This is a genomic window from Novosphingobium sp. Gsoil 351 (assembly GCF_009707465.1).
GTDB lineage: Bacteria > Pseudomonadota > Alphaproteobacteria > Sphingomonadales > Sphingomonadaceae > Novosphingobium.
In genome coordinates this window covers 680277-701688 of sequence record NZ_CP046120.1, presented here as the reverse complement: position 1 = coordinate 701688, position 21412 = coordinate 680277, and the positions used below count along the sequence as shown (strand labels likewise).

At 67.7% G+C, this 21412-nt stretch carries 20 protein-coding genes, 1 tRNA gene and 1 pseudogene; 8 read left to right on the top strand and 14 right to left on the bottom strand.

The features are described from left to right. Positions 1-75: 75 nt before the first annotated feature. The 5 genes from GKE62_RS03310 (at position 76) to GKE62_RS03290 (ending at position 5476) form a co-directional block, all read left to right on the top strand. The gene (locus GKE62_RS03310) at positions 76-213 is read left to right on the top strand and encodes a hypothetical protein (RefSeq protein WP_154691001.1); all 138 of its coding nucleotides are present in this window, start codon (positions 76-78) and stop codon (positions 211-213) included. Next, positions 171-2042 (top strand): hypothetical protein, encoded by a 1872-nt coding sequence (locus tag GKE62_RS03305; protein WP_230206890.1) that lies wholly within the window; start codon positions 171-173, stop codon positions 2040-2042. The genes GKE62_RS03310 and GKE62_RS03305 overlap by 43 nt, the downstream gene beginning before the upstream one ends. Beyond that, a complete protein-coding gene (locus GKE62_RS03300) occupies positions 2039-2962 on the top strand; it encodes a tyrosine recombinase (protein WP_154690999.1) in 924 nt (307 codons plus the stop codon). Before GKE62_RS03305 ends, GKE62_RS03300 begins: the two co-directional genes overlap by 4 nt. After that, positions 2959-3909, top strand: a complete 951-nt coding sequence (locus GKE62_RS03295) for an acetyl-CoA carboxylase carboxyltransferase subunit alpha (protein ID WP_154690998.1) — start codon at positions 2959-2961, stop codon at positions 3907-3909. The genes GKE62_RS03300 and GKE62_RS03295 overlap by 4 nt, the downstream gene beginning before the upstream one ends. A 106-nt stretch (positions 3910-4015) precedes the next feature. Continuing rightward, entirely contained in the window at positions 4016-5476 is a 1461-nt protein-coding gene (locus GKE62_RS03290; RefSeq protein ID WP_154690997.1) for a M48 family metalloprotease, read from the top strand. A gap of 72 nt (positions 5477-5548) precedes the next feature. Here the strand turns inward: GKE62_RS03290 and GKE62_RS03285 are convergent, their stop codons facing one another. Together GKE62_RS03285 and GKE62_RS03280 are read right to left on the bottom strand one after the other, a co-directional pair. Further along, complete coding sequence (locus GKE62_RS03285; protein ID WP_154690996.1) at positions 5549-5731, bottom strand: Flp family type IVb pilin; 183 nt, start codon at positions 5729-5731, stop codon at positions 5549-5551. A gap of 99 nt (positions 5732-5830) precedes the next feature. Beyond that, positions 5831-6007, bottom strand: a complete 177-nt coding sequence (locus GKE62_RS03280) for a Flp family type IVb pilin (protein ID WP_154690995.1) — start codon at positions 6005-6007, stop codon at positions 5831-5833. A gap of 86 nt (positions 6008-6093) precedes the next feature. On the opposite strand from GKE62_RS03280, the gene GKE62_RS03275 reads away from it, so the two are divergent. Beyond that, on the top strand, positions 6094-6525 hold the full coding sequence (locus tag GKE62_RS03275; RefSeq protein ID WP_154690994.1) for a (deoxy)nucleoside triphosphate pyrophosphohydrolase: 432 nt from the start codon (positions 6094-6096) through the stop codon (positions 6523-6525). A gap of 62 nt (positions 6526-6587) precedes the next feature. Beyond that, positions 6588-6665: transfer RNA gene (locus GKE62_RS03270), tRNA-Arg, on the top strand. Positions 6666-6686: 21 nt separating this feature from the next. On the opposite strand, the gene GKE62_RS03265 is transcribed toward GKE62_RS03270, so the two are convergent. From GKE62_RS03265 to GKE62_RS03225, 9 genes and pseudogenes are all read right to left on the bottom strand, one after another. Further along, positions 6687-7664, bottom strand: a complete 978-nt coding sequence (locus tag GKE62_RS03265; protein ID WP_154690993.1) for a HupE/UreJ family protein — start codon at positions 7662-7664, stop codon at positions 6687-6689. Then, positions 7661-8473 carry a peptidyl-prolyl cis-trans isomerase gene (locus GKE62_RS03260; protein ID WP_154690992.1) on the bottom strand — a complete coding sequence of 271 codons (813 nt, stop codon included), beginning with the start codon at positions 8471-8473 and terminating at the stop codon, positions 7661-7663. Before GKE62_RS03260 ends, GKE62_RS03265 begins: the two co-directional genes overlap by 4 nt. Then, a pseudogene (locus GKE62_RS03255) lies at positions 8470-10376 on the bottom strand (DUF3604 domain-containing protein). Before GKE62_RS03255 ends, GKE62_RS03260 begins: the two are co-directional and overlap by 4 nt. A 39-nt stretch (positions 10377-10415) precedes the next feature. Beyond that, entirely contained in the window at positions 10416-11954 is a 1539-nt protein-coding gene (locus GKE62_RS03250) for an ABC transporter permease/substrate-binding protein (protein ID WP_154690991.1), read from the bottom strand. Then, on the bottom strand, positions 11951-12712 hold the full coding sequence (locus tag GKE62_RS03245) for an ATP-binding cassette domain-containing protein (RefSeq protein ID WP_154690990.1): 762 nt from the start codon (positions 12710-12712) through the stop codon (positions 11951-11953). The genes GKE62_RS03250 and GKE62_RS03245 overlap by 4 nt, the downstream gene beginning before the upstream one ends. Before the next feature lie 13 nt (positions 12713-12725). Further along, complete coding sequence (locus GKE62_RS03240; protein ID WP_154690989.1) at positions 12726-12965, bottom strand: hypothetical protein; 240 nt, start codon at positions 12963-12965, stop codon at positions 12726-12728. A gap of 114 nt (positions 12966-13079) precedes the next feature. Further along, a complete protein-coding gene (locus tag GKE62_RS03235) occupies positions 13080-14327 on the bottom strand; it encodes an N-succinylarginine dihydrolase (protein WP_154690988.1) in 1248 nt (415 codons plus the stop codon). A 4-nt stretch (positions 14328-14331) separates the two neighbouring features. Further along, positions 14332-15342 carry an arginine N-succinyltransferase gene (locus GKE62_RS03230; protein ID WP_154693532.1) on the bottom strand — a complete coding sequence of 337 codons (1011 nt, stop codon included), beginning with the start codon at positions 15340-15342 and terminating at the stop codon, positions 14332-14334. A 2-nt stretch (positions 15343-15344) separates the two neighbouring features. Then, on the bottom strand, positions 15345-16550 hold the full coding sequence (locus GKE62_RS03225) for a hydrolase (protein ID WP_154690987.1): 1206 nt from the start codon (positions 16548-16550) through the stop codon (positions 15345-15347). Positions 16551-16686: 136 nt separating this feature from the next. On the opposite strand from GKE62_RS03225, the gene GKE62_RS03220 reads away from it, so the two are divergent. Continuing rightward, the gene (locus GKE62_RS03220) at positions 16687-18801 is read left to right on the top strand and encodes a malate synthase G (RefSeq protein WP_154690986.1); all 2115 of its coding nucleotides are present in this window, start codon (positions 16687-16689) and stop codon (positions 18799-18801) included. On the opposite strand, the gene GKE62_RS03215 is transcribed toward GKE62_RS03220, so the two are convergent. Genes GKE62_RS03215 through pdxA form a run of 3 tightly spaced genes read right to left on the bottom strand, consistent with a single transcriptional unit; the run spans position 18798 to position 21394 of the window. Next, positions 18798-19568 (bottom strand): hypothetical protein, encoded by a 771-nt coding sequence (locus tag GKE62_RS03215; protein WP_230206887.1) that lies wholly within the window; start codon positions 19566-19568, stop codon positions 18798-18800. The two genes, GKE62_RS03220 and GKE62_RS03215, sit on opposite strands and share 4 nt — an antisense overlap. Before the next feature lie 3 nt (positions 19569-19571). Beyond that, on the bottom strand, positions 19572-20387 hold the full coding sequence (gene rsmA, locus GKE62_RS03210) for a 16S rRNA (adenine(1518)-N(6)/adenine(1519)-N(6))-dimethyltransferase RsmA (RefSeq protein WP_154690984.1): 816 nt from the start codon (positions 20385-20387) through the stop codon (positions 19572-19574). Next, the gene (gene pdxA / locus GKE62_RS03205) at positions 20384-21394 is read right to left on the bottom strand and encodes a 4-hydroxythreonine-4-phosphate dehydrogenase PdxA (RefSeq protein ID WP_154690983.1); all 1011 of its coding nucleotides are present in this window, start codon (positions 21392-21394) and stop codon (positions 20384-20386) included. The genes rsmA and pdxA overlap by 4 nt, the downstream gene beginning before the upstream one ends. Positions 21395-21412 lie beyond the last annotated feature (18 nt).

Here is a 21412-nt window from a genome sequence, read left to right as displayed (position 1 = left end):
TGGGCTAGGCAGCGGCGCAAGCACGGGTGCGGCTTCCGGCAACGGGCCGGTCCCGCGAACGCTCGAAGAGGTCGCGTGAGTCGCAGGACATGGATTTGGACGCTGGCGTCGCTGGCGCTCGTCGCGATCATCGCCTGGGCATGGATCGACGGAGGATTGCGGCAGCGCGAATGGATCGAACAGCCCATCGAAGTGCCGGCGGACGGCGGATGACAGCGCGCGCGTTGTGGCTGGCCGGCGGCGCGGTGGCGCTCAGCTCGGCGATGGTGGTCGCCCAGGACGCGCCCGAATCGTTGCTGCCCCCCGGGTTCGATCAACCCGCGCCCGCGCCTGCCCCCACGCCACGCCCCAGCGCCCGACCCGCCCCCGCGCCTGGCGGAGGGGGGACCTCGGTGCCGATGATCCAGCCCTTGCCCGGGGCTAGCGGCGCGGTTGCGCCGCGTGCGCCCGCCGGCCCGTCGATCGCCGATCAGCTCGATCCCGCGCTGCTTCAGGAACTCATCGACGCCCAGCGCCCGCGTGCCGACATTCCGGCGCAGGAAGCGCGCAGCCTGGTTCGCGCCGGACTGCTCGACGAGAGCGAGGGCGGTTTCGCCGCCGACGATACCCGCGTGCTCAACGGCAGCTTTGTCCGCGCCGTGCTCGAAGGGACCAAGCGGCCGCCGGTGTCGCGCTGGGGTTCGATCCTGCTGCGCCGCGCGCTGGTCAGCCGCCTGACGGTTCCGGCCGGGATGAACGGCGCCGACTGGGTCGCGCTGCGCGCCCGCGTGCTGTTGCGGATGGGCGAGGTCGATGCGGCCAGGGCGCTGGTCCAGCAGGTCGATAGCGGGGCGTTCACCCCCGCGCTCGAGAACAGCGCGCTGGACGCCTATCTCGCCACCTCCGACATCCTCGGCGCCTGCCCGATCGCCGCGATCACCGCGGCGCGGCGGCAGGAAGCCGAATGGCAGATGATTCGCCAGATCTGCCGCAGCTTCGAGGGCGAGGGCACCGCGGCGATGGCCGAGCTCGAGCGCCTGCGCCGCCGCGGCGTGGGCGGCGGATACGAGAACGTCGACCTGCTGCTCGCCCAGAAATACGCGGGGTCCGCGCTCGAAAGCCGCAAGGCGGTCAAGATCGAATGGGACAAGGTCGAGGAACTGACCCCGTGGCGCTATGCGCTGGCGCTGGCGGTCGGGTCGGAGCCGCCCGAAGCGCTGCTCGACAAGGCCGGGCATCGGTTCGATTACGTGGCCGCGCGCGCGCCCATGCTCGAGCTGGACAAGCGCGCCGCCGCCGCCGATTTCGCCGCTGCCCGCGGCATTCTGTCCAGCGCCGCGCTGGTCGATCTGTGGTCCCAAATCTATGCCGACGACGATGTCGAGGGCGACTGGAAGGGCCGGTCGGAAACCCTGCGCCAGGCCTATGTCGCGACCGAACCATCGGCCCGGCTGTCGGCGATGGAGACGCTGTGGGGCGACCCGAGCGACCCCCAACGGCTCTATTCGCGCCATGTCCTGACCGCCTACGCTGCGGCGCGGATGCCCGTGGTCGCGGATTTCGCGGACAAGTCGGGCGATCTCATCGCCTCGATGCTTACCGCCGGGCTGGACCGCAACGCCGCGCGATGGCTGCCGGTGGTCGAGGGGGGCAGCCAGGGCTGGGCGCTGGTGGTGGTCGGCACGCCCGGCACCGGGCAAGTCGGCTCCAGCGACCTCTCCACCTTTCGCGACGACGATCCGAGCCAGGATGCGGCGCGCTCGAAGCTGCTGCTCGCCGGGCTCTATGGCCTCGGCCGGGTCGATCGCGGGGTGGCGGGCGATTTCGCGAAGGACCTCGGCGTCGATCTCAATCGCCAGACGAAGTGGTCCCGGGCGATCCGCGCCGCGGCGGACAGCGGGAACCAGACGCTGGTGGCCCTCCTCGCGGGCGCGGGAATGCAAGGTGAGAGCTGGAGCCAGATGACCCCGCTGGCGCTCTATCACATCGTTTCCGCGCTGCGCCGGGTGGGGCTGGAACCCGAAGCGCGGATGATTGCCGCCGAAGCGGTGGCGCGGGCCTGACCACGAGCGAGGCCGAATCTTTCCTCGCCATGCTCGCAGCCGAGCGCGGGGCGGCCGCCAATACGCTGGCCGCCTACCGCCGCGATCTTGAGGGAGCGGGTGAGCACATCGGCGACCTAGCCACCGCCACACGTGACGATCTGGTGCGACTTGGCGCGGCGTGGAGCGATCTCGCGCCGGCGTCACTAGCGCGCAAGTGTTCGGCGCTGCGTCAGTTCTATGGCTTCCTGATCGACGAGGGCCTGCGAGCCGACGATCCCTCATCGGCCTTGCCGAAGCCGCGCTCCCGCCGCCCGCTCCCGCGGCTGCTCGATCACGCCGAAATCGCCCGGCTGTTCGTCACCGCCGAGGATGAGGCGGCCGCCGAAACGCCCGCGGGCGTGCGGATGCTGACATTGCTCGAACTGCTCTACGGTTCGGGCCTGCGTGCAACCGAGCTGGTCTCGCTGCCGCTGGCGGCGGTGCCCCGAGACGCACCATTCCTGACGATCACCGGCAAGGGCGGGCAGCAGCGGATGGTCCCGGTCAGCGCTCGCGCGGGCCTAGCGCTGCGCCGCTGGCTGGCGGTGCGAGAGGCGGCGCCGCGCTGGCTGTTTCCCTCACGCGGCAAGCATCTCTCACGCGTCCGCCTGTTCCAACTGTTGCGCGAACTGGCGGGGCGAGCGGGAATCGAGCCGGCGCGGATCAGCCCGCACGTGCTGCGCCATGCCTTCGCCACCCACCTGCTCGAAGGCGGCGCCGATCTGCGCGTGCTCCAGACCCTGCTTGGGCACGCCGACATCGCGACGACGCAGATCTACACCCATGTCGACAGCGCGCGGCTGGTTGCGCTGGTCAATTCCAAGCACCCGCTGGCACGGCACGGCGACCCCGTCCGGGCCTTGCCCCCGGGGGCGCAGGCGACTAGCGACGCGCGATGATTTCTTACCTCGAATTCGAGAAGCCCGTCGCGACGCTCGACGCCAAGATCGCGGAGTTGCGGCAGACGGCCGCGGGTGGCGAAGTCCAGATCGGGGCCGAGATCAGCCGGTTGGAACAAAAGTCGGCCGAGCTTCTGCGTAGCACTTATGCCGCGCTGACCGCATGGCAGAAGACCCAGGTCGCGCGGCACCCGATGCGCCCGCACTTCGTCGACTATGTGCGGCTGATGTTCGAGGATTTCATCCCGCTGGGCGGCGATCGCCTGTTCGGCGAGGATCAGGCCATAGTCGGCGGTCCGGCACGGCTCGGCGGGCGCAAGGTCATGCTGATCGGGCACGAGAAGGGCAACGACACCGCCAGCCGCATCCGCCACAACTTTGGCATGGGCAAGCCCGAGGGCTATCGCAAGGCGATCCGGCTGATGGAACTCGCCGGCCGGTTCGGCCTGCCCGTGGTGACGCTGGTCGATACATCGGGGGCGTTTCCCGGCGTCGAGGCCGAGGAGCGCGGTCAGGCCGAGGCGATCGCCCGCTCGACCGAGGCCTGCCTGGCGCTGCCGGTGCCGATGGTCGCGGCGATCGTGGGCGAGGGTGGATCGGGCGGCGCCGTCGCCCTGGCCAGCGCCGAGCGGGTGCTGATGCTCGAACACGCGGTCTATTCGGTGATCTCGCCCGAGGCAGGCGCTTCGATCCTGTGGCGTACCGCCGACAAGGCCCAGGAAATGGCCGAGGCGATGAAGACCACCGCGCAGGACTTGCTGGCGCTCAAGGTGATCGATCGGATTGTGCCCGAGCCGATAGGCGGCGCACACCGCGATCCCACCGCAACTGCGGCTTCGCTGAGCGCCGCGATCGGCGAGGAACTCGATGCGCAAATCGGCAAATCCGCCGCCGATCTGCGCGCGGCCCGAGCACAGCGGTTCCTGCGGATCGGCGATGGCGCCTGAACGATCCGGGAACTTCCCGTCTCGTAAGGCCGTTTAGCAAGGGTATAGAAAATACGCACAGCCGCGGGCGACCGCCGGCTGTGCGCGTTTGCATGAGGAGCCTACCATGACCCGTCGCCCACGCCATATGCTGCGTGCTACCGCCCTTTTGGCCAGCGCCGCGCTGACCCTCGCGCCGCTTTCCGCACAGACCGCGCGCAACATCAGCCCGTCGGACAAGGCGACCGGGGCCAAAGCCAATCCCGAGCTGATCGCCGAGTTCGGCGGAGCGGTGACCGGCCCGCAGGCGACCTATGTCGCCGGGATCGGCAAGAATATCGCGATCCAATCGGGGCTCAGTAACGCGCGCGACGACTTCACCGTCACGCTGCTCAATTCGCCGGTAAACAACGCCTTCGCCATCCCCGGGGGTTATGTCTACACCACTCGGCAACTCGTGGCGCTGATGAACAACGAGGCGGAGCTTGCCGGGGTGCTCGGCCACGAAGTCGGGCACGTGGCCGCGCGCCATTCGAAATTGCGCCAGAAGGCGGCCACCCGCAATTCGATCCTCGGTGTCTTGGGCCAGGTGCTCGGCTCGGTGGTCGGCGGCGGGTTCGGCAACGTGATCGCGCAAGGATCGCAATTCGGTGCGCAGGCGCTGACGGCGTCGTTTTCGCGCGCCCAGGAAACCCAGGCCGACAACCTCGGCATCCAGTATATGCGGGGCGCCGGGTACGATCCACGTGCGCTCTCGACTGTGCTCCAGAGCCTCGCCAACCAGACTGCGCTCGATGCGAGGCTGATGGGCACCAGCGGCAATCGCGTGCCCGAATGGGCAAGCACCCATCCTGATCCCGCCTCGCGGGTGCGCGCCGCCCTGGTCCGGGCCGGCCCCGCCGCCACCGGCATCGTCAACCGCGACGCGTTTCTCAGCCGGATCGACGGTATCATGTATGGCGACGACCCTAAGCAGGGCGTGGTTGAGGGCAATCGCTTCACCCACCCTGAATTCCGCCTGACCTTCCAGGCGCCCAACGGGTTCTATGTCATGAACGGCACGCGGGCGGTGTCGATCGGTGGGGGCTCGGGCAAGGCAGAATTCTCGAGCGCGGCCTACAACGGCAATCTCGAAACCTATATCCGCTCGGTTTTCGCCGGCCTGGGCAGCACCAACCAGGCGCAAATCCCCATCTCACAGATTGAACGGACCACGGTAAACGGAATCCCCGCAGCCTATGGCGTGGCGCGGGTCGCGTCGGGCGGCAGCCAAGTCGATGTCGTGGTGTTCGCCTACGAGTTTTCGAACGGTCAGGCCTATCACTTCACCACGCTGTCGCCTGCCGGGCAGAGCGGCACTTTCGATCCGATGTTCCGGTCGCTGCGGCGGATCAGCGCGAGCGAGGCGGCCGCGATCAAACCGCGGCGGATCGCGATCGTGACGGTTCGTTCGAGCGATACGGTGCGCTCGCTTGCGTCGCGCATGGCGTACTCGGACTACCAGGTCGAACGGTTTCTGGTGCTCAATGGGCTGACGGCCAACGCCGCGGTCAGCCCGGGGCAGAAGGTCAAGTTGGTCATCTATTGAGCGACCCGCCGAACTTGACGAAAAAGGGCGGCAGGTTTCCCTGCCGCCCTTTAAGATGAGCTTGCCCGCGCCTTAGTTGGCGCTGGTGTTGGCCGTGTCGAGCTTGCCGCCAACCGTCGAGAACGTGGTGTTCAGCGAGCTACCAAGGTTGGTCAGAGCGGTGATCGCGGCAACGGCAATGAGTGCGGCAATCAGGCCATACTCGATTGCGGTGGCGCCCTTTTCGTTCTTCCTGAGAATGCGCAGAAACTTCATGGTCGATCTCCTGGTTGCAGTCTTCGATTACCCGGCCTGTCTCTGGAAAACCCTCGGATCAAGCATCTTCCAAGTTAGAGCCGAATTCCTAAAATTCTTTTAATTGCCCGCTTGAGAAACGCTGGTCTCGATCTTCGAGAACATCGTGTTCGCTGAGGTCGCGAAGCTATTGAGCGCACCTATGATAGCGATAACGATAAGTGACGCGATCAAACCGTATTCGACCGCAGTTGCCCCCGTCTCGGTGCGGAGAATGTGCCGCATGAATTTCAGCATGTCTGGCTTCCTTTCCCCAACTTCTGGCATCCGGATGGCCTATTTGCCGGACCCGCGTTAAGAAAAGGTTGAGAAGCGGACCATTGATGACAAGAATTCCGACAGCGGTGGAGGTCGTGGCGGTGGCGCTGATCGATCGCCATGGCCGTGTCCTACTGCAGAAGCGCAGACCGGGGGGACGCCACGGAGGCCTGTGGGAATTTCCGGGCGGCAAGATCGAGGGCGCCGAGAGTGCGAAATCGGCGCTAATCCGGGAAATTTCAGAAGAACTCGCCATCGAGGTCGAGCCTGCGGAGTTGTTTGAGCTGGGCGAGACCGCCGAACCGTCGCTAGCCGGTTCGCTAGTTCCCGCGCTTGTCTTGAAACTTTACAGGTGCGCCCGTTGGGTGGGCGACCCATGCTGTCTCGATGCCCAAGAGATTGGCTGGTTCACCGCCGAGGAAGCCGCGATGCTCGCGGTTCCGCCACTCGACCAGCCGTTTATCGAGCGTTTGGCGGAGTTCGCCCGCGCCGGCTAGACGACCAAGCCGCTTATGGGATTGCCAAGCCCGGCCGCCTCACCTATCTGCGCCGCTCACACGCGCCCGTAGCTCAGCTGGATAGAGCATCAGACTACGAATCTGAGGGTCGGACGTTCGAGATCGTTCCGGGCGCGCCATTCTTCCCCACCAGACGTTCGTCACGCCAAAGTCCTTTCGATGAGCCAGGCGGTTGCCACTGCTCCGATCGCATAGGCCCCGGCGACCGCCGCTGGCCGCCGCCATTGGCTGACGAGCCGCTCAAGGGCCGCGATCAGCGCCAGAGTGGTCGCCACGATCGCGAGCTGGCCAAGCTCAACCCCGGCATTGAAGGTGAACAAGGCGAGCGGGATTTCGCCTGCGGGCAACCCGATCTCGGCCAGCGCCGCGGCGAAGCCGAAGCCGTGGAGCAAGCCGAAAGCGAAAGCGATCAGCGCGGGTGCACGGCGGGCCAGCGGTGGGGCTGCGTGGGGCGGGCGCAGGATCTCGCGCGCCACCAGCACGATCGACAGCGCGATGCAGATCTCCACCGGCTTGCGTGCGAGCGTCACCAGTCCCAGGGTCGTCGTCGCCAGGGTGATCGAGTGCGCGACGGTGAACGCCGTGACGGTCGCGACCAACCGCCGCCAGCCGCCGATCAGCAGCACCAGAGCGACCACGAACAGGAGGTGGTCGAACCCGAACAAGATATGGCCGAAACCCAGCCGGAGGTACGTCCACGCAACCTCTGCTCTCGAGCCGCGCGCGGCGACGGCGACTTCGGATTGCTGCGGGGTCAGCCGCGCCGCCTGCGCGGGCTGGCCGATCGGGGCCACGTGCAGCAGCGCATCGGTGAACCCCGTTTCGAGACCGGCCAGTCCCAACTTACGCCCGGCGAGCGAGGCGGTGCAGCGGACGGTAAAGGTCTCCACGACCGTCGGCCCGACGAACCGCCGCCGCGCGCTCGCGACGATGCAGCCTGCGGGCAGGATCGGCCGCGACCGCGTTGCTAGCCCGCCCAGCAGCGGCGCCTTCCAGGTGACTTGCCACGCGTCGGGGGTCCGCTCGATCCATTCGAGGTAGCCGGGACGCAAGTCGTCGCCGCGGGCAGGACAAAGCGTCAGCAGGATCAGCGCGCACAGCGCCACGGCCAGCCTCATTGCGGCTTCTCGACCACCACGGCGTAGCGATCCAGCAGCGTGCGATAGGCACGTTCGCTACGCTCGCGCACCATGGCAGCGCGCCAATCGTTCTCGACCCGCTGGCGGATCGCTGCGAGGCGGGGCGGGGCGGCGGGCTCTCGGCGGCGCAGGCGGACCAAATGCTGACCGAGACCCGATGCCACCGGGCCGCTCCACACATTTAGGGGCAGGCGGTCGAGCGCAGTGGGGAAGGCGTCGCCAAACAGGGCGGCCGTTTGGCCCGCGCCGGTGTTTTCGAAGCGCGCGGGAAGGGGGATGGGCGCGCCTGGATAGTCCTGCCCGGCGCGCAGCAGCTCCAGGCCTGCGGACGCGCGGAGCGGGGCGGGACCAAGATAGCGCTGGTCGAAGCTATAAGTGCTTTCACCCGCGAACCTGTCTGAATGGGTGTCGAGCCAGCGTTGCAGCGTGGCGTCGTCGGGCGCGGAGATATCCTCGGCGGTATCGGCCGACGCCTCCATCTTGACCCGCATCCGCCGCCGCACGACCTCGTCGTCGCGGTCAAGGCCGAGGCGCAGCGCCTCGCGGTAGTAAACCTCCTCCTTCACGTCGTCGCGGATCAGCGCGTCGAGTTCGCTTGGGCTGGGCGCGCGGCGGAAGTTCTGGGTGAATTGCCCGGCGATCCGCTCGACTCGCGCCGCGTCGATCACGATCCGCCGCTCCCCGGCGCTGGTCGCGTCGCCAAACAGCACGAAGATCAAGGCCCCCAGGACGGCGAAATGGACCAGGGGCTCGCGCAGCAGGCGGGCGCCGCGCGACCCTGGGTTCATACCGCGGGATCGTACCAGATCGGTGAAGTGTAGGCCCGCTCCTGCGCTTTCACCGGAACTTCGGGGGAAGTTTCAGCTTGTAGCGCAACGCATCGAACGCGACCCAGGTCGGCGTCGGGATTTCGATCACCCGGACATAGTAGAACGCCTTCGCTGCCGGATCGAAGTCAGGATCGGCCCACACCGTGGTGAGTTCGGGCGCGCCGATCGCGTTGGAGTAGCTGGCCTTGGCAACATCGACGGTATCGCCGACAGCGGGAACTTTGCCGTTCACCGGCCTGCGCTTGGCGGAGTCGCTCCAGGCGACGTCGAACACTTTCTCATGCGTTGCGCCCGCCTTGTCGATCCAGCCCTTGACCACCTGGACCCGATCGAGGTTCGCGCCGATCGGGTCCTTGAGCGCGGAGATCATGAAGCTCGGGCGGCCTTTTCCGGGTTTGAGCGAAGCGCCCATCGGCACGCCGCGGGCGTAGCCGATCCGCACCCAATCGCCTGCGAGATCGGTTGGCGCGAAATCCCACCCGCCGAACACGCGTACCGTCATCCGCGGTCCGGTGGTGGCGTAGACCTCCTTGCGCAGCATCGCGTCAAAGATCTCGGCGCGGGTGTTGCCGCGGGCCCAGACGCCGGCATAGCCGCTGGCGAGATAGTTCCAGCCGAACCGGCCCTGATTGGTGCCCAGGTTCTGAGGCGACATCGCGCGTTTGGCGTTCGGTTCGTTGCCGGTGTGCTTTCCGAAGAAGTTGTTTTCGTCGGCGGTGCTCAGCGCGGTGTGCGAATCGGTCGAGCCGATCACCCCGAACTTGTAGGGATTGACCCCGGTCTTCGCTTCAAGGGCCAGCCCGCGCTTGAGTGCCTCGCGGACGTATTCGCCCGCGAACATCGAAGGGTTCTTGCGCTCGGCCATGGCCAGGTCACCCAGCTCCCAGCCGGCCACGCCATACCCGGCGAACTCGTCGTTGGGCGAAAGGAACGGGTGCGCCTCGCTGTCGCCCTTGATCTGGGTGATCTCGACCAGCGGCTCGTGGTCAAGGCGGCGGCGGGCATATGCGGCGGTCATCGCCCCGCCGCCGGGCTGAGTCATCTCGAACATCAGTCCGTTGGAGAGGTTGGAGTTGTGCGGGATCGCCAGAACCCGGCCCTTGGTGTTCTTTTCGTAGGCGTCCATGTAATTCCACAGCGCGTCGGTCGAGGCGGTCGCTCCCCACGCGCCGAGCGGCACGACCGAGCGCACGCGGTCTCCGCCGTCGCGGAAGATGACGTTGCGGTGAAGGTTCTTGCCGCCATCCATCAGGGTGAACTCGAACCCCAGCATCGCGGTGAACTTGCCCGGTTCGTTATAGCGTTCGACGGTGTCGATGTGGTCGTTCCAGATCGATCGGGTGCGCTTGGCCCCTATCGCGTTGTCGGTCATCTCGGCGGGCATGGTGTTGTGCGCGCGCGCATCGATCATCTCGGCGGTGGCGCGCAGTGACTGCTCGGGTCCGGCATTGAGCATGTCGTGCCAGCGCTTCATCATCGGATCGCGGATGAGGATGCGGGACGCGTCAGCAAGCGCCTTGGTTCCGCCCAGCGCGTCGGAATGGTCGGTGATCACCAGCCAGTCGAGCGGGCGCGCCAGTTTCGCCTTGAGCCCCATCGACGAGGTGACTTCCTCGCCGCGCGCGAAGCGCAACGCTTCTTCCGGCCCAAGCCTGACGCCGAAACCGAAGGCATCGACCGAGTTGGCGGTGTGAAGGTGCGCGTCGCCCCAATAGACCCGCTCGGGAAAGGCGGTGAGCTTGACGCCGGCGTCGCTCTTGGTCGGCTCGCCGCGGCCGGATGATCCGCCGCATGCCGCCAATGCCAGTGGGAGGCACGCGGCCAGCGCACCTGCCGCGATCTTGCGCCCGAGTCGCCCCATGGTTCCCTCCCGTTCCGTCTCAGGATGCAACCTTTTGCCTCAGCGCGCCAGTCCCAGCGTTGTCGCGAGCCAGCTTGCGGCAGATTCGGGGGTTTGCTTCGCGTCGTCCCGATCGACCCGGTAATTCGCCTCGCGCATCGCCGCCACCGGGATGCGGCCGATCAGCGGGCGCAAGGCGGCGAAGCAGCGCGGGTCGGCGGCACACTTGCCCGAGACGAGCAGCAGCGCATCGTAGTTGGGAATGGCGCGAGAGGGGTCGCTCAGCACGGTCAGGCCATCGGCGGCGATCCGTCCGTCGGAGCTGAACGCGGTGATGACGTCGGCGTCGTCGCTCGCCAGTGCGCGGTACATGAAGGTCGGGCTGTAACGCTTGCTCTGGCGGAATCGCAGCAGGTAGGCGCTTTCGACCGCGCGCCATTCGGGGCGGTCGAGGAACTCGAGGTCGGTGCCGAGCGTCAGATCGGGCGCAGCGCGGACTAGGTCCTGCAGAGAAGCGATGCCGCGCGCCTTGGCGACATCGGGCTTCATCGCGAACGCATAGGCGTTCTCGAACCCCAGCGTCCCCAGCAGCCGCGCCCCGCCGGGCTTGGTCAGATAGGCTGCCAGTCCGGCCCGCATCGCCTCGGGGGCAGGGGAGTCGGTGCGCCTCAGCTCGCTGGTCCACAACGTTCCGGCGTAATCGACGTAGACGTCGATGTCCCCGCTCTCCAGCGCCTTGAACACCACCGCCGAACCGAGGCCCTCGCGATAGCTGACCGCGAACCCGGCCTCATCCAACCGCGTTCCGATCAGGCGCGCGAGGATGTACTGTTCGGAGAAGTTCTTGGCGCCGACGACCAGGGTGGGACGCTGCTCGGCGCGCGCCGGAACCAGCGCCCAGCCGAGCGCCAGCGCGACCAGCGCGAGACCTAGCCAGGCGAGGGCGGGGCGGCGCTGGGCGACACCCCTTTCGACCAGCACCAGCACCCCGTCGGTCGCCAGCGCCAGCCCCGCCGCGGCAGCGCACCCGGCCAACACCAGCACCCAGTCCTGGGTCTGGAGTCCGGCGAAGATCGGGTTGCCCAGGCTGGTCGCTCCCACGGTAGTCGCCAGGGGCCCAGCGCCGACGGTCCACACCGCGGCGGTGCGTATGCCCGCCAGCACCAGAGGTGCGACCAGCGGAGCCTCGATCCAGCGCAATTTCTGCCCCGGCGTCAGCCCCATCGCATCCGCCGCCTCGCGCACCGCCGGATCGAGCCCACGCAGGGCGGCGACGCCGTTGTGGAGGATCGGCAGCACCGCATAGAGCGCCAACGCCAGCAGCGCGGGGAGGAAGCCGAGCGCCGGGATGCCGCCGCCGACCAAGACCGACAGGGAGAGCAGCAGTGGATAGAACAGCGCCAGCAGTGCCAGCGCAGGCATGGTCTGGACCAGACTCGCCAGCCCCAGCGCGACGCGCGCGGCATGGGGGTTGCGCGCCGCCGCGACGATCAGCGGCAGCGCGATTGCGATACCCAGCGCCAGCGCGGCGAACGAGAGCACGAGGTGCGCGGCCAACTCGTCGCGCAGTCCCCATAGCGTGGTCCCGAACCGGCTCATTCGCCCAGCTCGGCGATCCGCCGGGCCTGCTCGCGCGGAACCGCGACCAGCGCCTCGGCGACTGCTCCGCCCCGTCCTGAGGCCAGGTCGGCGGGGGTGGCATCTGCCACGATCCCGCCCGCGGCGAGCACGATCACCCGATCAGCCAGCAACATCGCCTCGGCCATGTCGTGGGTGACGAGGATCGAGGTGAGCCCTCGCGTTTCGTGGAGCGCGCGCACGGTCTTGCCCAGTGCGTCGCGGGTGACCGGATCGAGCGCAGCAAACGGCTCGTCGAGCAGCAGGATTTCGGGTTCGATCGCCAGCGCGCGGGCGATGCCGACGCGTTGTGCCTGACCGCCCGATAGCTCGCGCGGCATTCGGCTGGCGAAATCGGTGGATAGCCCGACCTGATCGAGCAATGCGGCGATTTCAGCGGCGCTCAAATCCTCGCCGCGCGCGCGGCGTCCAACCGCGACATTCGCGGCCGCGGTCATGTGCGGGAACAGGCCGATCGACTGGAAAACATAACCGATCCGGCGCCGCAGCGCGGTCAGCGGGGCGGCGCCGGTATCGTCGCCGCCAATGAAAACCCGCCCGGCGCGCGCCGCACCCTCGTCGAGCCGGTTGATTGCGCGCAACAGGGTCGACTTGCCCGATCCCGATTCGCCGACCAGCGCGACGAAACTGCCCGGCGCGATTGTGAGATCGACCGCATCCACCGCGGTTACCGAGCCAAAGCGGCGGGTGACGTTTTCGAAGCGAATTTCGGGGCCCATCGCGGGCCTTTCGCTATTCGGCGGTACCGGCGGCGGCGAGGCGTTTTTCGTGCTTGAGGCAGTCGAGCATCTTGGCCCCGGCCATGAACACCGCGCCAGTGCAGGCTAGGAACAGCAGCTTGCCGCCGAACCCTGGATACTGTGTCAGATAGACGCTGCCGCGCTGCACCGCACCCAGCGCTAGCGCGTAAATGATGAGGAACGCCTCGAAGCGCGTCTTGATCTGGAACAAGCGGCCGATCTTGGTGAGCATGCGTACCTCAGCGTTAACTCTTGGCTTCGCAACCATCATGCCAGTTCAGCCGCGCCGCGCAAGGCGATGGTTAACCCGGCGACCGGTTGTCAATTGGACCGACGCTTACGGAGATCAAATTAGTTCATCCAAATCAAGCGCTTCCAATAACTTCCCGCGTGCCCTGACAACATCGCTGGCCAGCGCACCGTTCCCCAGATCGGTTGGATCGATCTGTTCGGGCCAATGCCGCGCGACGACCGCGGCGATCGTCGCGGCATTCGCGTCGCTCAGCAGGAAGCGCGGATCGACCGTCGCGGGATCGGCGACGACGCGCAGCCGCAGGCACGCCGGGCCGCCGCCGTTAGCCATCGACTGGCGGACATCGACCGGGATGACCTGGCGGATCGGGCCGTTGCCCGCCAGCATGGCCTCAAGCCAGATGCGCACTTTCGGCGCACTCCAGGCTTCGAGCGGGACGATCAGCGCCATGCCTCCGTCGCCCGGCAGGGTGACGAGCTGGGCATTGAACAGATAACTCGCCACCGCCTCGGCCAGGGTGACCGCCGCGGCGGGCACGATCACGATTTCCGCCTCGGGCAACCGCTCGCGGATTTGCGCGAACAGTGTTGCGGGATCGGCAAATGCTTGTTCGTGCGCGAACAGCACCCGTTCGTTGGCGACCGCGACGACATCGTTGTGAAATGCGCCCGCGGCGATGGCGGCGGGATCCTGTTCGGCGAAGAGGACACGGTCCACGGGCAGCGCGTGAAGCCGGGCAACCGCCCGGCTGGCCTGCTCATGCTGGCGCGCGGGAAAGGCGCCTCCGCTGCGCCCGTAGACGAAGATCTCGATCCCCGGGGCCGTGTGGCTTGCGGCCATGCGCATATGATTGGCTGCGCCCTCGTCGCCGTAACACGCGGGGATCGCGTCGTGATGCGCGAAATGGCGCGGATCGGCGAAGGCAAGGCGGAGCTGGCGCGCGGTATCGGGCCACTCGATCGAGCGGTGCGCCATCGTCGCCAGGTTGGCCGCGGTGAAGTGGCAGCGCCGGTCTGCCGTATCAGGCGCGGGGGAGACCGTCGCGGCGTTGGCGGTCCACATCGCCGACGCCGACCACGCCGTGGCCTTCAGAGCCGGCTCGTCCGGCTGACCGAGCGCCTCCAGAAACGACGCTTTGGGGCGGGGCAGGGGTAGAAGGAAACCCTGCTCGAGCCCCAGCGCCCGGTTGGCGCGCATCTTCTCCAGTCCCTGGAGTGCCGCCGCGCGCGGGTGCGACAGCGTGCCGGCATTGGCGGTGGCGGCCAGATTGCCCAGACTCAGCCCGGCATAGTTGTGGCTTGGTCCGACGATCCCGTCGAAGTTGATCTCGGTTAGCGTCATGACGTCACCGCGCGATCCACCAGACGGTGTCGCCCGGCGCGACGCCGAGCGTGGCGGCGCTCTCCGGGTCGAGCGTTACCGCCCCGTCGTGCTCGGCGATCCGGCCGAAGCAGCACCGGAACTCGGCCAAGTGACCCGTCGCGACTAGGCCCTTGGCCGTCGCATCGCCGACATCGGCAAGCGTGCCGGATCTTGCGTTGGCGATGCTCTCGACCTTGTCGGTGCGGGCGGTCATCGTCGGGCCGCCATCGAAGATGTCGACGTAGCCTTCGTAGGCGAACCCCTCGGCCTCGAGCATGCGCATCGCCGCCCGGCCCGACGGGTGGGGCAGCCCGATCGCCGAGCGCGCAGTTTCCGGCAGCATCGCGATGTAGACCGGGTGCTTGGGCATCAGGTCGGCGATGAACTGGCCGCCGTTGATCGCGTTGAAATAGTCGGCCTCCTGGAAGCTCATCCCGAAGAACCGCCCGGCAACCCCGTCCCAGAACGGCGATCCGCCACGCTCGTCGATCACCCCGCGCAGTTCCGCCAGAATGCGGTCACCAAACCGCGCGCGGTGCATGGCGATGAATAGATAGCGGCTGCGCGCCAGCAGCAGGCCGAGCCCGCCAGCACGCTCTGAGGGGTGAAGAAACAGCCCGCCGACTTCGCTCGATCCCTCGAGATCGGTCACCAAATTGAGCATTTCCGCACGGAAGGTTCGGTTCAGTTCCTTCGAGTGCTGGGTCAGGGTGGCCATGCGATAGCTGTAGAACGGCGCCGCCTCGCCCACCCGGGTGAACATCTGGGCGGTACCTCGGACTTCGACGGTTTCGGCATTTTCTAGAACGATTACAAAGAGTTCATCACAGAACTTATGGTCACTTCGAGCATAGGCGTCGGCCGAGCGGGCGAGCTTGGCGGTCAGCGCCTTGCGATCGGGGGGAAGGTTTGTGAAGCCGCCCCCGGTCAGCTTGGCCATCTCGTAGAGCGGCTGGAGGTCGGCGGTTCTCGCGGCGCGGATGCGGAAGGGCACGGTCATTCTCCTCCCGCGAGACGGTGTAAAACGGCGACCGATATGGCCGCGCGCTCGGTCAGCGAGGGCACGATCAGGTACTCCTCGTCCGAATGGATCGCCCCGCCGCGCACCCCCATCGTATCGACCACCGGCACCCCGCATGCGGCGATGTTGTTGCCGTCGCAAACCCCGCCCGACGTCTGCCAGGCGATGCTCTGGCCCAGCGCCGCGGCGCAGTCACGGACGAGTTCGAACAGGCTCTCGGCTTCGCGGGTCAGCGGCTTGGGCGGCCGGGTGATCCCGCCGTGAAGGCGCACGCCGACCTCGTGTTCGAGTTCGACTTCGCGGCAGACGCCGTAAATCGCGTGGTCGAACCGCTCGGCGTCCACGGTCTCGCGCGGGCGGATGTTGAAGCGGACGATGGCGTGGTCGGGCACGACGTTGTTCGCGCTCCCGCCTTCGATCCGCGCGGGGTTGATCGAGAGGCTGGCGCTTTCCATCGCCTTGAGCCGCAGCGCGAGATCGGCCGCCGCCACGATGGCGTTCCGGCCCCACCCCGGATTACGCCCGGCGTGAGCCGAACGCCCCGTCACCACCGCCGAGAAGTTGCCGCTGCCGCCGCGCGCGCCCGCCAGCGTGCCATCTGGCAGAGCGGACGGCTCGTACGTCAGCGCCGCGGCCTTGCCTTGCGCGAGCAGGGCAATCAGTGAGGCGGAGGAGAGCGAGCCGGTCTCCTCGTCCGAATTGATCAGCACGTCGTAGCCTAGCCCGGCGGCCGCCGGGCTGCGTTCGAAGGCGGTCAGCGCGGCGAGGATCACGGCCAGCCCACCCTTCATGTCCGCTACGCCAGGGCCGTTCAGGGTTTCCGGGTCGATCCAGCGTTGCGTCTGGAACGCGTGATCGGCGGCGAAGACGGTGTCCATATGACCGGTCAAGAGGATACGCCGGTCCGCCTGCGGGCGGACCCGAAGCACCAGGTGGCGGCCGTGGGCGAGAGGTTGGACCGATCCGCTGGCATCGACCGCTTCGACCGGGGTGGGATCGACCAGCTCTAGGCTTCCGGGCAGGCTGGAAAACGCCTCCGCCAGGGCTTCGGCCTGCTTCTTCAGCCCGGCCAGATTGCGCGTGCCACTGTTGATCGCGCTCCACGCCTCGACCTGGGCGGGCATCGGCGCGGGGTCGATGGCGGCGACCAGCGCGGCCTCGGTGGGGGAAAGCTGTTGCATCTGCAACCGGCTCTAGCCCAACCTCCGCGGCGTTGCCAACCGCGCGGGCTTGGGCCATAGGCGCGGCGTTCCTCCCCAGGGCAGCACAGACAAGTCCGCCGTCCGCCCACGCGGCGTCGCGGATAGGCGAGGTGGTATGAACGAGACTGTCGAACGCGCCGGAATGCAGGTCGATACGCGGCTTGCCGCTTTCATCGAAAACGAGGTCTTGGCCCCGCTCGGGCGCGATCGGGCGAAGTTCTGGCAAGGCTTTGCAGACCTTTGCGGTCGGTTCGCGCCGCGCAATCGCGCATTGCTGGCCAAGCGCGATACCATCCAGACGCAGATCGACGGTTGGCATCGCGACCGCCAGGGCAAACCGCACGATCCGGCGGCCTACCAGGTGTTCCTCGAGCAGATCGGCTACCTAGTTCCCGAGCCAGGCGACTTCGTCATCGGCACCCAGAACGTGGACCCCGAGATTGCAGTGCTGGCAGGGCCGCAACTGGTGGTGCCTTCGCTCAACGAACGCTTCGCGCTTAACGCCGCCAACGCGCGCTGGGGCAGCCTCTACGACGCTTGGTATGGAACCGACGCGCTGCCCGACGCCCCGGCGGCGCAAGGCAAGGGCTACGACGCCGCGCGCGGCGCCGCGGTGGTAGCGGCGGGGCGGGCGTTCCTCGATCTGGCGATCCCGCTGGAAGGGGACGGCGATTGGGCCACGTGGGATGGCGGCGACTTGCAGCGGATGTGTGATCCGAAGCAGTTTCTGGGGCGGAGCACGAACAGTTTGCTGTTCGCCAACAATGGCTTGCACATTGAAGTCGTGATCGATCCGAGCCACCCGGTGGGCGCGACCGACCGCGCCGGGATCGCCGACATTGTTCTGGAATCCGCGCTGACCACGATAGTCGATCTCGAGGATTCGGTTGCCGCGGTCGACGCCGAGGACAAGCTGCGCGCCTACCGCAACTGGCTCGGGCTGATGCGCGGCGATCTCACCGCCAGCTTCGCGAAGGGTGGTGTCGAGCAGACCCGCACGCTAGAACCCGACCGGGACTTCACCAGGACTGATGGCAGCCCATTCACGCTGCCGGGGCGTAGCCTACTGTTCGTGCGCAATGTCGGCCATCTGATGACCAACCCGGCGATCCATCTCGCCGATGGTTCGGAAATCGCCGAAGGGATCATGGACGCGGTCGTGACCAGCGCGATCGGCGCGCACGACCTCGCCGGGCTGGGCTGCTTCCGCAACTCGCGGTGCGGATCGATCTACATCGTCAAGCCGAAGATGCATGGGCCTGAAGAATGCTCGTTTACGAACGACTTATTCGATGCAGTCGAGGATCTGCTAGAATTGTCGCGGCACACGGTCAAGGTCGGGGTGATGGACGAGGAGCGGCGCACATCGGCCAATCTCGCTGCGTGCATCGGCGCGGTTCGCGACCGTGTGGTGTTCGTCAACACCGGCTTCCTCGATCGCACCGGCGACGAGATGCACACCTCGATGCAGGCCGGCGCGATGATCCGTAAGGGCGCGATGAAGCAGACCAAGTGGATCGACGCCTACGAGAAGCGCAACGTCGCCATCGCTTTGCGGCATGGCTTTTCGGGCAAGGCGCAGATCGGCAAGGGGATGTGGGCCGCCCCCGACCGGATGCACGCAATGCTGGTCGAAAAGATCGCCCATCCGCGCACCGGAGCCAACACCGCGTGGGTGCCGTCGCCCACCGCGGCGACGCTCCACGCGCTGCACTATCACCAGGTCGATGTATTCGGTTGCCAGAGCGAGGTCGAACAGCGCGGTATTCCGCCGCTAGACGATCTGCTGGCGATACCCCTGGCGGATGGCATCAACTGGTCACCGAGCGAAATCCGAGACGAGCTCGACAACAACGCGCAAGGGCTGCTGGGCTACGTCGTGCGCTGGATCGACGCCGGGGTCGGCTGCTCGAAGGTGCCCGACATCAATGACATCGGGCTGATGGAAGACCGCGCGACGCTGCGGATCTCTTCGCAGCACATGGCCAACTGGCTGCTCCACGGGGTATGCACCGGCGACGAGGCGATGGCCGCGCTCCAGCGGATGGCGGCCAAAGTCGATGCCCAGAACGCCGACGACCCGAGCTATGAGCCGATGTCTCGGGATTTCGGCAAAAGCGTTGCATTTCAAGCCGCTTGCGAGCTGGTCTTCAAAGGTGTCGAACAACCCAACGGCTACACCGAACCGCTGCTTCATGCCTGGCGACAGAAGAAGAAAGCCCAGGGCTAGCCAGCGCGGGCGCCGCGTTCGCTGTACGTGATCTTGATGCGGACCCAGGCGCCGATCTGGCTCCTGGCGTTGATCCGCGGCGGGATGACCTGGAACTGCCAGGCGGCATCGAGGACGGCGCGGCCATAGCCCGATCCGCCTGGCGATTCGCCCAGGATCTCGCAATTCTCCACCCGGTGGCGCTCGGCGGTCTGGCACGCGATCATGCCCCAGCCCTCGCCAGGATTGCGCTTGGGCAAATAGCCGGCGAGTTGCGCGGAGGTAGGCTCGCGGAACCAGTCGGGGTTGTAAAGGCGAGCGCCGCCCGGGCCGTCGCCCGAACCGGGCGCGGCGCTATCGCCGTTGCCCTCGGCCAGCGCGGTACCCGATTTGGCGCCCTTGCGGTTGCCGATGTCGGCCGCCTTCATCTCGGCGCGGGTCAGGTGGATGAAGCCCGGAACGCCGAAATCTTCGTTGGTGGGAGCCTGGGGATTGGGAATCGTGATCCTTGGCTTGGGCATCGGCGAACGGGGGCGAGAGTCGGTTTTGCTCGCCTTTTCAATCTTCTGGGGGACGGCCTGCGCGGCTTTTGGCGCCGATCCCGTGGACGCGACGTCGAATGCGGTCAGGCTGACGCCCTTACCGAATTTGGCGACCGCGCCGGTCTGATAGATCGCCAGCAGCGCCGCGAGGACGATGATCGCCGCCGAAAGGAACGCGGAAACCGCGCGTTCGCGGGGGGAGCCTGGCTTGTAGCCGGTCACAGGCTGGGCAGCGGCCATCGCCACGGCTCAGAGCGTCAGGGCCCGCGCGACCGCGACGAACTCGGCAACGCTCAGCGTTTCGGCGCGCCGGTCGGAGGCGATGGTACGGGCGTCGAGCGCCGCCAGCGCCCCGTCGATCCCCTTTAGGCTCTGCCTCAGCATCTTGCGGCGCTGACCGAACGCCGCCGCGGTCAAGCGCTCGAGGACGCGTGCCGAAACCCCCTCGGGCATGGCTGAGGGAACGATGTGGACCACCGCGCTCATCACCTTGGGTGGCGGGGTGAAGGCGCTGCGATGGACCTTGAGCGCCAATCGCGGGGTGGCCCGCCACTGGGCGAGCACCGCCAGCCGGCCATAGGCGGAGGTATCGGGCGCGGCGACGATCCGCCGGGCGACTTCTTCTTGAAACATCAGCGTCAGCGAGGCCCACTGCGGCGGCCAGCTCTCTCCGCCGAGCCAGCCGACCAGCAGCGCGGTACCGACGTTGTAGGGCAGGTTGGCGACGATGTGGAACGGGCCTTCGATGCCATGATCGCGCTTGAGCGCATCGCCCTCCAGCACGCGAAGCTGGCCCGGGAACGCCTCGCCCAGTTCGGCCAGCGCGGGCAGGCAGCGGCGGTCCATCTCGATCGCGGTGACGTGCGCCCCGGCGCGGAGCAGCGCGCGGGTGAGGCCGCCGGGTCCAGGGCCGATCTCGAGCACCTGTTTTCCGCCAAGCGAGCCGGGGATCGCTGCGATCCGATCCAGCAGCTGCTCGTCGAGCAGGAAGTTCTGCCCAAGGGCCTTGCTCGCGGACAAGCCATGGCGCGCGATCACCTCGCGCAAGGGGGGCAGTGGGGTCAAGCCGCCGCCCGCCGCGCGGCGCAGTCGCCCGCCATGCGGATCGCCGCCAGTGTCGGGCCGACGCGGGCGCGGCCGGTTCCGGCGATCGCGAACGCGGTGCCGTGATCGGGCGAGGTGCGCACGATAGGCAGGCCCAATGTGACGTTGACCCCATGGTCGAAATCGAGAGCTTTGAGTGGGATCAGCGCCTGGTCGTGGTACATGCACACAGCCAGGTCGTAGTGCGCGCGGGCTTCGGCGTGGAACATCCCGTCGGCCGCCAATGGCCCGCTGGCATCGATCCCCTCCGCGCGGAGCTGAGCGACGGCGGGGGCGATGGTGTCGATTTCCTCGCGCCCGAAGCGGCCGTTCTCTCCCGCATGAGGGTTGAGCCCGGCCACGGCGATCCGCGGGCGTTCGATGCCGAAATCGCGGACAAGCGCCGCCGCGGCGATCGCGGTGCGGGCGCGGATCAGTTCGGCGGTCAGCAGGCGCGGCACTTCGGCCAGCGCAGCATGGACGGTGATCGGCACGACCCGCAGGCTCGGCCCGGCGAGCATCATCACCGCGTTGTGTGCGGCGATGCCGCACCGCTCGGCGACGTATTCGGTCTGACCGGGGTGGCTAAAGCCCACCGCCGCCAGTTCGGACTTGGCCACGGGCGCGGTGACAAGCGCAGACGCCGCGCCACCGCGCACCAGCCCCGCTGCGATCTCCAGCGATTGGAAGGCGAGTTCCGCGCCTGCCTTGCTGGGAGCGCCGGGTGCATAGTCGAGCCCGGCGATGTCGAGCACCGGGAGGACGTCACCGAAGCACCCCGCGGCGTCGGCAGGCTCGCCGATCGCCAGCAGCGGCAGGTCCCACCCGCGCGTGCGGGCGGCCCCGGCCAGCACCGAGATGCTGCCGACGACGAAGAACGGGGCTAGCTGGGCCGCGCCTCGCTCGAGCCATGCCGCGCAGGCAAGCTCAGGCCCGATCCCGGCGGGATCGCCCAGCGTCAGCGCCAGCGGGGGCAAGGTGGTCGGCACAGCGTCGTCCTAGCAGAA